1 protein-coding gene is annotated in these 589 nt (G+C 65.9%); it reads left to right on the top strand.

Translation table 11 applies throughout. The features are described from left to right. Positions 1 to 2 precede the first annotated feature (2 nt). A partial coding sequence (locus BFP90_RS00080) for a type II secretion system F family protein (RefSeq protein WP_256097404.1) occupies positions 3 to 589 on the top strand: 587 nt, incomplete at its 3' end.

Raw genomic sequence — 589 nt, 5'->3', positions numbered from 1 at the left:
TGGTGTTGCAGGTTGACGTCGCCGGTGCCCAGGGGCTGCGCAATGCCCTTGGCCGTGGTCAGCTGAGCGGCGTGGCGCTGGTCAGTTTCACCCAGCAACTGGCCACCCTGCTGGGCGCCGGCCAGCCGCTGGAGCGCTCGCTGGGCATCCTGCTCAAGCAACCTGGCCAGCCGCAGACCCGCGCACTCATCGAGCGTATCCGCGAACAGGTCAAGGCCGGCCAGCCGTTATCCAAAGCGCTGGAGGAAGAGGGCCGCCAGTTCTCGCCGCTGTACCTGAGCATGGTGCGCGCGGGCGAGGCGGGCGGCGCCCTGGAAAACACCCTGCGCCAGCTCAGTGACTACCTGGAGCGCAGCCAATTACTGCGCGGCGAGGTGATCAATGCGCTGATCTACCCGGCCTTTCTGGTGGTCGGCGTACTCGGCTCGCTGGCGCTGCTGCTGGCCTACGTGGTGCCGCAGTTTGTGCCGATCTTCAAGGATCTGGGCGTGCCCATTCCGTTGATCACCGAAGTGATCCTCGGGCTCGGCCAGTTTCTAGGGGCCTATGGCCTGGCGGTTTTCGCCGGGTTGATCGTCACGATCTGGAC

This window comes from Pseudomonas sp. 24 E 13 (assembly GCF_900004715.1).
GTDB lineage: Bacteria > Pseudomonadota > Gammaproteobacteria > Pseudomonadales > Pseudomonadaceae > Aquipseudomonas > Aquipseudomonas orientalis_A.
Note: the sequence above shows the minus strand (reverse complement) of the source record. Positions and strands in the feature narration are given on the sequence as shown.